Below are 9,365 nucleotides of genomic sequence, written 5' to 3'. Positions count from 1 at the left end.
ACCACTACATCGGCACCCTCGGCACCCTTGTAGGTCTCCGCACAGATCCGCTTGATCTCCTCGACCGGGTCGACCTGCGAGGAGTCCACCGTGTGCGTCGCACCCATCTCCTTGGCCTTCGCCAGCTTCTTCGCATCGATGTCGACCGCGATGATCGGGCTGGCACCCGCCAGCGCGGACCCGGCGATCGCCGCCACCCCGACGCCGCCGCAGCCGATCACAGCCACCGACCTGCCGCGGGTGACCGCGCCGGTGTTGATCGCCGCGCCGATACCGGCCATCACCCCGCAGCCGAGCAGACCGGCAGCCGCCGGCCGCGCGGACGGGTCGACCTTGGTGCACTGCCCGGCAGCGACCAGCGTCTTCTCCGCGAACGCGCCGATCCCCAATGCCGGCGAGAGCTCGGTGCCGTCCTCGAGGGTCATCTTCTGTGTGGCGTTGTGCGTGTTGAAGCAGTACTGGAGGTCGCCCCGCGCACACGCACGACACTCACCGCACACCGCACGCCAGTTCAACACGACAAAGTCGCCAGGAGCCACTGAGGTGACGTCCGGACCGACCGACTCCACCACCCCGGCCGCCTCATGTCCGAGCAGGAACGGGAAGTCGTCGTTGATCCCACCCTCCCGATAGTGCAGGTCGGTATGACACACCCCACACGCCTGGATCTTCACCACCGCCTCCCCCGGCCCAGGGTCAGGCACGTTGATCGTGGTCAGAGTGACCGGCTCACCCTTCGCCAACGCCACCACTGCTTGCACCTGCTGCACTGCGGAACCCCTTGTCCTTGATTGCTGGGAGAGCCAAGTATTTTCAATCTGATGGAACATTCGGCAGAGGCGCCCCAGGCCAGATTTCAACCGGGGAGCCGTCGATCCGGGGCTCTCTGAGCGTGAGTGTGTCCCAGGTCTCGCTATTTTTTCAAGACCATTGACACAAGTTTCGACGCCGTCTACCTTTTCGAATGTCAACGAGTGTGAAACGGGACACGTTCCGCCGGGAGTCTTGGCTCATCCGGCGCCCACGAAGGAGGAACCACGCGTCATGGTCGCGGAAGCAACGCTCGAACTGAGCAAGTTCTGGCACCCGATCGCCCGCTCGGAGGACGTCACCGACAAGCCAGAGCGGTTCGGTCTGCTCAACGACTTCGTCGTCGCCTTCCGGCACGAGGGCGAGCTGGCCGTCTTCAAGGACATGTGCGTGCACCGCGGTGCCGCGCTGTCGCAGGGCTGGGTCAAGGAAGGCAAACTCGTCTGCCCCTACCACGGGTGGCAGTACAACACCGAGGGAACCTGTGTCCGCATCCCGTCCCGTCCCGAGTCGCAGCCGATCCCTGAGCTTGCTCACGCGATCGCCTACACCGTGCAGGAGCGCTACGGCCTGGTCTGGGTGGTCCTGGGGGAGCCGGCCCAGGAGCTGCCCAGCTTCCCCGACGACTGCATCGAGGACCCCGCCTGGAAGTCGTTCATCTCCTACAAGGAGGTGTGGAAGACCTCGGCGGCGCGCACCATCGAGAACTTCATGGACTTCTCCCACTTCCCCTACGTGCACCCGGGGCTGTTGGGCACCGAGGAGCACACGGAGATCGAGCCCTACAAGGTCATCAAGACGCCCGAAGGCCTGCGCTACATCTTCGAGCAGGTGGAGCCCAGCGACCTCTACGGCAAGGGGGGCACCGCGGTCGTCGAATACGAGTACATCATCGAGATGCCCTTCTTCATCCACCTCAAGAAGCGGGTGAAGGCGACGGATGAGACGACGATCATCACCCTGGTCAGCACGCCTCTGACCGAGCACACCAGCGAGCTCTACGTGTGGATCGTCCGCAACCACGCGCACGACGCTCCCGACTCGCAGTTCGGAGACTTCACCAACACGATCATGGAGCAGGATCGCCCGGTCGTGGAGAGCCAGCGTCCGGAGGGCATCCCGGACTCCCTCAAGGAGGAGCTCCACCTGATGCCGGCCGACAACGCGGCACTCGTCTACCGCCAGAAGCTGCTCAAGATGGCCAAGGTCGAGCCGCTCGGCCCCTACGGGGCATGAGCACCGTGTCCCTGGTCCGGGATGTCCGGGTCACCGGGTGCGACCAGATCGCAGCGGGTGTCCGCCGGCTGCGTCTGGAAGCTCGCGACGGCGCGGCGCTCCCGGCCTGGGAGCCCGGCGCGCACCTGGATCTGCTGTTGCCGTCCGGGCTCGTGCGCCAGTACTCCCTGTGCGGCCCGGTCGGCACGACCGGAGAGTACGAGATCGCGGTGCTGTGCGAGGCCGCTGGCCGTGGGGGTTCGGTGGAGGTGCACGGAGCGCTTGCCGTCGGCGACGAGCTGCGGATCGCCGGACCACGCAACAGGTTCCCACTCGTCCCCTCCCCGCGGTACGTCTTCGTGGCGGGCGGCATCGGCATCACGCCGATCCTGCCGATGATCGAAGAGGCCGAACGTGCTGGAGCAGCCTGGCGTCTGGTCTACGGAGGGCGGTCACGATCAACGATGGCCTACCTCGACCGACTCGACCGCTACGGAGAACGAGTGCTGCTGCAGCCCCAGGACGAGTTCGGGCTGCTGGATCTCGAGGAGCTGCTCCGCCCCGAGCCCGACACCCTCGTCTACTGCTGCGGCCCGGAACCGCTTATCGCCGCTGTCGAGCAGCGCTGCGCGCGCGATTGGCCACCGCAGACGCTGCACACGGAGCGCTTCATCGCCTCCGACGGCGTGGCTGTCGTCGACGAAGGCTCCACCTCTTTCGAGGTGCAGCTGGGGATCGAGGGCCCGGTGCTCGACGTGCCGGCTGACAAGTCCATCCTCGCTGTCCTGCTGGAGGCCGATGTCGATGTCCTCTACTCGTGCGAGGAGGGAACCTGCGGGAGCTGCGAGACCCAAGTGCTCGCGGGAACTCCCGCCCACCGTGACCACCTGCTGAGCGACGAGAGTCGTGAGCAGGGCTGCATGCTCATCTGCGTCTCCCGGTGCCTCGGCGACAGGCTGGTCCTGGACGTCGACGTGCCCGATGAGCTGGCAGCAAGCAAGCGGGACTCCGCCTGAAGCGAGTCCCATCTTTCTCGGGAGTCTGCACCACCCCCTCGGAGCTAGACCGCTTCGTTCACCTCACAACAAAGCCGAGCATCCGTCCGTAGGGCGAGTGACCCCATGCAGAAAGCAGAAGGACACACCATGAACCGACGTACCCGAATCCTGGCAGCAACCCTGGCCCTTGGCCTGACCTCCGCCGCCACCGCTTGCACGGTGGGCGAGAAGGCATCCGGAGGCGACTCCGACGACCTCCACATCGGTCTGATCCAAGAGGCCCGTCCCGACGTTGAGCCTTGGAGCCTCGCCTGGCACGACTCCCTGGAAGCTGTGAAGGCCGAGGACTCCGGAATCCGGAGCACGGAGACCTTCGAGGCCTACGACGCGACGCGGGCCGAGCCCGTCATTCGGCAGCTGCTTGACGGCGGAGCCGACGTGATGGCGATGTCCACCTTCGTGCTGACCGATATCGCCAAGGCAGTGGCCAAGGAGTACCCGGAGGTGCCCATGGTGCTGACCTCCTTCGACGCCATGCAGCAGCCGAACCTCTCGGCCGCCACCTCCAGCTATCTCGAGATCGGCTACTCCACCTGCTGGCTGCTCACCAAACTCTCGAAGGACGGCCGCGTCGGCGTGGTCGGTGCGCAGAAGGCCCCCTTCGAGGTGGAGTCCCACCAGGGCTGCGAACTCGGTGCGAAGGCGGCGAACCCCAAGGCGAAGGTCACGCTGGTCAACAGCAACAGCTTCACCGATGCGCAGGCCAACCGTGAGCAAGTGCAGAACCTGCTCGACCAGGGCATCGACAACATCTTCCTGGTCTCGGGCACCGAGGACGCGGTCGGCGGCTTCCGGCTCTGCGAGCAGGTGGGTGCACACTGCGCCACCTGGGGAGGCGACGCACGCAAGTGGGCGCCGACGGCGGCCGTGCTGACCGTGGAGCTCGACTGGACGATGGTTTTCGAGGACCTTATCGAGCAGGCGCGCAGCGGCAAGCTGGAGGCGAAGACCTGGAACCTCACCTACGGCAACAGCGGCCTGAGGGCCACCGGTGTCGCCGACTCTGCGGCAGTCGACGACGACCTGCGTGCCGAGTTCGACGAGATGGTGGCAGGGCTCGCGGACGAGTCGATCCAGTTGCCGGAGAGCATCTCCCACCCGGGTCTGCGCTGAGGAATGAGCCAGATGGTCATGACAGAGACGGAGCCACTCGTGCTCCTGGACGGGATCTCCCGGTCCTTCGGTGACAACGTCGCGCTCGATGACGTCACCGTCGACCTGAGACCGGGCGAGGTCCACGCCCTGGTCGGTGAGAACGGCGCCGGGAAGTCGACCTTGATGAAAGTGCTCGCTGGGCACATCACCGCAGATGCTGGACGCCTCGAGTTCGAGCGCGCAGAGGCGTCGGTGGACCACGCAGGTCCCCGAGCCGGGGTCGGGTTCGTCGAGCAGGAAGGCGGACTGATCCGGGAGCTGACCGGTGCCGAGAACCTCGTGCTCGCGGAGCGCTCCGGCTTCTTGGCGCGACGCTCCTCCGCAGGTGCGCGGATCCGGGAGATGGGTCGCCGGTTCGGTGGCGAAGTCGACCCCGACGTGCCGGTCGAGACCTTGGCCGTCGGACAGCGGCAGCGGCTGGAGATCATGATCGTGCTGGCTCGCGGTGCGAAGGTGCTGATCCTGGACGAGCCGACTGCCGCCCTGGGAATCGAGGACGCGGCGATGCTCACAGAGATCATCCGGCGCTTCATCGCCGACGGCGGTGCGGTCTTCTATATCAGCCACAAGCTGCAGGAGGTCTTGAACATCGCCGACCGAGTGACGGTGCTACGGCGCGGACGGGTGACCGGGCGCCACGATGCGGACCGGGTGAGCGTGGTCGAGCTCGCTGCCGACATGGTCGGTCAGATGGTCTCCGGCGACGGCGTCCGCTCCAGCGGCACCGGAGACCTGATCGAGGTCGCCATCGGTCAGCGGGCTCGACAGACCCTGACGACCGACCGCACGCCGATCTGCACTCTTCGCGGCGTCCAGGCAGCGGCGCCGTACGTTGGAGAGTCCGCCCTCTCCGGCTTGGACCTCACCGTTCGGGCCGGAGAGGTGGTGGGGGTCGCCGGGGTGGTCGGCAGTGGCCAGTCCACCCTGGCGAGGGTGCTCGCCGGCCTGGTCCCCGTCAGCGCCGGTGAGCTCACCGCGCCGGCCGGTGCCATTGCCTATATCCCCGAGCATCGCCACGACGACGGTGTCGCCGTCGACCTGAGCATCCGCGACAACGTGGTGGTGCACTGCCACCGTCGTGCTGAGTTCCAGCGTGGGCCGTGGTTCCGCCGGGAGAGAATCGACGAGCACGTGCGAGAGATCCTCACGCGCTCCCGCGTGCATGGCGGCAGCCCGGAGATCCCGGTCTCCGGCCTCTCCGGTGGCAACCAGCAGAAGCTGGTGCTCGGGCGGGAGCTTGACGAGAACCCGGACCTCGTGGTCGCGCACAACCCCTTTCGGGGGCTTGACGTCCGCGCCATCCAAGACGTGCGCGAAGCCGTGCTCGGAGCCTGTGACCGGGGCGCGGGGGTTGTCATGATCAGCCCCGACCTGGACGAGCTCCTCCAGCTCTCGCACCGGATCGTGGTGCTCTTCAGCGGCCGGATCGTCGGAGAGGTCCAGGTCGGTGAGGACGACCTGGATGTCATCGGCCAGCTCATGGGGGGAGTGGCATGACCGTGTTGACCTTGCGAGCGGCCGACCGGCCGGAGAGACTGCGCGGCCTGGTGTCGGGGCTCCTCGCGTTGGGTATCGCCGTCGTGGTGGTCCTGGCGATCGTCGGCGCCCTGTTGGTCGCCGTGGACGTGGATCCACTCCTTGCCGCCCAGGCCCTGTGGAACGGCGCGTTCGGGACCACCCGCTCGGTCGGTGAGACCTTGGTGCGGGCGACACCGCTCTTGCTCATCGCGATCACGCTGATCCCGTCATTGCGAGCGGGGCTCTACAACATCGGTGCTCCCGGTCAGATGGGCTTCGGCGCCTTGGCCGCCACAGTCATCGCGCTTCAGGGCGCAGCGCTTCCCTCTGTCGTCCTGGTGCCGCTCTGCGCGATCGGTGGCTGTGTGGCCGGTATGGCCGCCGCCTTCGTCCCCGGCGTGCTGAAGGCCAAGTTCCATGCCAACGAGATCATCACGACGTTGGCGGTCAACTTCATCGCGGTCGCGGTGCTCGGCTATCTCCTCAACGGGGCTCTGCAGAGCGACTTCGCCAACCTCCCGCAGTCCGACACCCTCCCGGAGAGCAGCGGTCTGCCGATCCTGCTGACCGACACGAGGGCGCACCTGGGGCTGCTGCTCGCTCTGCTCGCCGTACCGATGCTGTGGGCGGCGGACCGATCGCGGGTCGGCTACCGGCTGAGGGTGTTCGGTGCCAACGCCTCGCTGGCCAAGCAGGCCGGCGTGCGGCCGGCGCGCTACACGATCGGTCTGATGACCCTGGGCGGGGCTGGAGCGGGCCTGGCCGGCTGGATGCAGGTCGCTGCGCTCGACCACCGGCTCTACCCGGGCGTGGCCGATCCGGTGGGGTACGCCGGACTGTTCGTCGCGCTGCTCGGTGCCCTCCACCCTCTCGGCACCTTGATCGCTGCGGTCGCGCTCGGTGCGCTGCTCCACGGCGGTGACTCCCTGCAGGTGGGGGCTGGCGTGACGCCCGAGATCGTCCAGGTGCTGCTCGGCCTGATCCTGCTCGCCTACGCCGTTCGCGCGACGCGCTCGGCCGCGACCGCGCGTGCCACGAAGAGGAAGGAAGGCCGGTCATGGACCTTCTCGAAGCGATCCTGAACACGTCGTTGAGACTGATGGTGCCGTTGCTGCTGGCGGCGTTGGGTGAGTTGATCGCCGAGCGTGCCGGCGTGCTGAACATCGGGCTCGAGGGCATGATCACCGCAGGTGCGTTCAGTGCCTACGCGGCGGTGATGCTGGGCTGGGGCTGGCCGGCCGCGATCATCGCGGCGCTCGTGATCGGAGCCGCTGTGGCAGCCGTGATGGCCATCGGTGCCGTGTGGATGGGAGGCAACCAGATCCTGGTCGGCTTCGCACTCTTCATCCTGGTGCCGGGGATCGCGAACTTCCTCTACGTCCAGATCGGATGGACGGACGGTTCTCCGGCACTCAACACGTTCGCGGTCCCGCTGCTGAGCGAGATCCCTGTGTTCGGCCCGGCCCTCTTCGAACAGACGGTGTTCTTCTACCTGGCTGCGCTGCTGGCCGCCGCTGTCTGGTTCCTCTTCGCACGCACCCGGGCGGGTGTGGTGGTGACGGCGACCGGGCACAGCCCGGTGAGCGTCAACAACCGTGGCAGCTCCTCACGTCGGGTGCGGACCTACGCACTCCTCGCCTGCGGGGCGCTGGCCGGCATCGCCGGAGCGGCGATGTCGCTGGGCTCGGTCGGCTCCTACGTCCCGAACATCGTCGGAGGCCGGGGCCTGATCGTCATCGCCATCGTGATCCTCGGCAGGTGGACCGTGCCGGGGGCGGTGGCCGGTGCCCTGCTGATCGCGGTCCTCGACTCGCTCCAGCTCAATCTGGCCGAGCAGTCGGGCATCCCGCTGCAGCTCTTCAGCACCTTGCCTTGGCTGGTCGTCATCGCGATGTTGGTGGTGAGTGCTCGACTCCGCTCCAACGTGCCCCGAACCCTCGCGCAGTAAGTAAGTCGCAAGAACAAGAAGGAGAGACCGTGTCCAACTACTACCTCTACGGTGAGCGGCGTACGTTGCCGGAGACCGACGCCTATCGCGCCTACTTCGACCGTTCCCGCACGGCAGTGGTCTCGATCGACATGCACGAGGGGCACCTCTCGGAGTCGCCCGAGTGCCCCTGCCCCGCCCCGCGGGGTCGTCCGCTGGTGGAGCCGATCGACCGCTTCCACGATGCTGCTCGCGCAGCGGGAGTGCGGGTGATCCATGTGCGGACCGGCCTGCGGCCCTCTGGTGCCGACGACATCCGCGGGATTCCGAGTGCCTGGCGGCTGGGCTTCAGCGAGTACGTCGGTGGGATCCCCAACGTCGACGAGCATGGCATCGAGGGCACGCGCTGGACCACGTTCCGGACGCGAGTGGAGCCCGAGGACGAGACCATCACCAGCAAGAAGAGGCTCTCAGCCTTCTATCCCAGCGATCTCGACTTCCTGCTGCGCCAGCTCGACGTCAACACGATCGTGCTGACCGGCATGATGACGGACTGCTGCGTCCTGAGCACGGCGTTCGAAGCATCGAACATGAACTACAAGGTGATCACGGTCCATGACCTGGTGGCCGGCACCAACGACGAGTTGGAGGACGCCGCCTTGAAGATCATGTCGCTGAACACCGGCCTGGTCATGGACGGCGCCGATCTGATCGAGGCCTGGCAGTCGCATGGCGATGCCGCGGCGCGCATCAACTCCAGTGGCCGGCGGGTGCTGGGGTGAGTTCCCTGTGCCGCGTTCCTCTTGGGGCACCGCCACGACCACCGAGCTGTGGGGCGATTGCCCTAGAGTGGCGGTCGATTCCAGGAGTCCGGGCGATGAGTGAAGCATGGCAGGGGGCGCGATGAGTGAGCTCGAGGCGACTGATGACGGCGCTGTCGACGACACCGCGCAGACGATGCGTGAGGTCGGTGCGCAGATCCGCCGGCTCCGCAAGCGTCGCAACATGACCCTTCAGGCGCTTGGTGACGCCACCGGCACCAGCGTCTCGATGCTCTCGATGTTGGAGCGCGGTGTCGCCACCCCTTCGATCAGCACGCTGGTCTCGGTCGCCTCGGCGCTCGGGACGCACATGTCCGACCTCTTTGGTGCCGGCGGCGAGCAGCGCTCTCCTGTGCGTCGGCTGGCTGACCAGGTCGAGGTGCACACGTCGAGCGGCGTGCTACGTCGATTGGTCCACAACGACCCGTCGCGCGGTCTGGAGATGGTCGTCAACGAGTACGAGCCGGGCACGGGCTCCGGGCCCGAACCCAGCCACCACGACGGTGCCGAGTTCGGCATCGTTCTCTCCGGCACGCTGACGATCCAGGTCAACGGCGTGGACCATGTGCTCAGTGCGGGGGACGCCATCCACTATCCCTCCACCACGCCGCACCTCATCCGCAACGACGGTCACGGGAAGGCGCGGGCTGTCTGGGTGAACCTCGACGAGTAGCGGACCGCCCTCCTGCCCCGAAGGTCCCGGGTATCTCGCGCGGCGAGATGCCCGGGACCTTCGCGTGTCCTGCGGTTCAGATGCCGCGGAAGAGGTTGATCTGGGTGAGGTGCTTCTCGCGGAGTTCGTGGTTGCGTATGCCGAGTCCTTCTTGGGGGGCGAGGGCGAGGACGCCGACTTTGCCTTGG

At 67.0% G+C, this 9,365-nt stretch carries 9 protein-coding genes; 8 read left to right on the top strand and 1 reads right to left on the bottom strand.

Going from position 1 to position 9,365, the window contains the following annotated elements:
• Positions 1–770 (bottom strand): alcohol dehydrogenase catalytic domain-containing protein (locus DNK54_RS20930; RefSeq protein WP_110208959.1); only part of this gene is annotated, 770 nt, incomplete at its 3' end.
• A 274-nt stretch (positions 771–1,044) separates the two neighbouring features.
• On the opposite strand from DNK54_RS20930, the gene DNK54_RS20925 reads away from it, so the two are divergent.
• The 8 genes from DNK54_RS20925 to DNK54_RS20890 all read left to right on the top strand — a co-directional run bounded on the left by DNK54_RS20925 (position 1,045) and on the right by DNK54_RS20890 (position 9,177).
• Positions 1,045–2,046, top strand: coding sequence for an aromatic ring-hydroxylating dioxygenase subunit alpha (locus tag DNK54_RS20925; protein WP_110208958.1), 1,002 nt, complete (start codon positions 1,045–1,047; stop codon positions 2,044–2,046).
• Positions 2,043–3,041 (top strand): PDR/VanB family oxidoreductase, encoded by a 999-nt coding sequence (locus tag DNK54_RS20920; RefSeq protein WP_110208957.1) that lies wholly within the window; start codon positions 2,043–2,045, stop codon positions 3,039–3,041. The genes DNK54_RS20925 and DNK54_RS20920 overlap by 4 nt, the downstream gene beginning before the upstream one ends.
• Before the next feature lie 129 nt (positions 3,042–3,170).
• Positions 3,171–4,196, top strand: coding sequence for a BMP family lipoprotein (locus DNK54_RS20915; RefSeq protein ID WP_162602589.1), 1,026 nt, complete (start codon positions 3,171–3,173; stop codon positions 4,194–4,196).
• 18 nt (positions 4,197–4,214) lie between these two features.
• Complete coding sequence (locus tag DNK54_RS20910; RefSeq protein ID WP_162602588.1) at positions 4,215–5,735, top strand: ABC transporter ATP-binding protein; 1,521 nt, start codon at positions 4,215–4,217, stop codon at positions 5,733–5,735.
• Complete coding sequence (locus DNK54_RS20905) at positions 5,732–6,838, top strand: ABC transporter permease (protein ID WP_110208954.1); 1,107 nt, start codon at positions 5,732–5,734, stop codon at positions 6,836–6,838. The genes DNK54_RS20910 and DNK54_RS20905 overlap by 4 nt, the downstream gene beginning before the upstream one ends.
• Positions 6,814–7,704 (top strand): ABC transporter permease, encoded by an 891-nt coding sequence (locus DNK54_RS20900; RefSeq protein WP_110208953.1) that lies wholly within the window; start codon positions 6,814–6,816, stop codon positions 7,702–7,704. Before DNK54_RS20905 ends, DNK54_RS20900 begins: the two co-directional genes overlap by 25 nt.
• A 29-nt stretch (positions 7,705–7,733) precedes the next feature.
• Positions 7,734–8,465 carry a cysteine hydrolase family protein gene (locus tag DNK54_RS20895; RefSeq protein WP_110208952.1) on the top strand — a complete coding sequence of 244 codons (732 nt, stop codon included), beginning with the start codon at positions 7,734–7,736 and terminating at the stop codon, positions 8,463–8,465.
• A 121-nt stretch (positions 8,466–8,586) separates the two neighbouring features.
• The gene (locus DNK54_RS20890) at positions 8,587–9,177 is read left to right on the top strand and encodes a helix-turn-helix domain-containing protein (RefSeq protein ID WP_162602587.1); all 591 of its coding nucleotides are present in this window, start codon (positions 8,587–8,589) and stop codon (positions 9,175–9,177) included.
• Positions 9,178–9,365: the final 188 nt, after the last annotated feature.

This window comes from Nocardioides daejeonensis (assembly GCF_003194585.1).
Lineage (GTDB): Bacteria > Actinomycetota > Actinomycetes > Propionibacteriales > Nocardioidaceae > Nocardioides > Nocardioides daejeonensis.
This window is presented reverse-complemented; position numbering and strand designations above follow the sequence as displayed.

Excerpts from the sequence above, each read along its gene's own strand:
- DNK54_RS20925 (WP_110208958.1), top strand. The coding sequence starts at position 1,045 with ATGGTCGCGGAAGCAACGCTCGAACTGAGCAAGTTCTGGCACCCGATC.
- DNK54_RS20920 (WP_110208957.1), top strand. The coding sequence starts at position 2,043 with ATGAGCACCGTGTCCCTGGTCCGGGATGTCCGGGTCACCGGGTGCGAC.
- DNK54_RS20915 (WP_162602589.1), top strand. The coding sequence starts at position 3,171 with ATGAACCGACGTACCCGAATCCTGGCAGCAACCCTGGCCCTTGGCCTG.
- DNK54_RS20910 (WP_162602588.1), top strand. The coding sequence starts at position 4,215 with ATGACAGAGACGGAGCCACTCGTGCTCCTGGACGGGATCTCCCGGTCC.
- DNK54_RS20905 (WP_110208954.1), top strand. The coding sequence starts at position 5,732 with ATGACCGTGTTGACCTTGCGAGCGGCCGACCGGCCGGAGAGACTGCGC.
- DNK54_RS20900 (WP_110208953.1), top strand. The coding sequence starts at position 6,814 with ATGGACCTTCTCGAAGCGATCCTGAACACGTCGTTGAGACTGATGGTG.
- DNK54_RS20890 (WP_162602587.1), top strand. The coding sequence starts at position 8,587 with ATGAGTGAGCTCGAGGCGACTGATGACGGCGCTGTCGACGACACCGCG.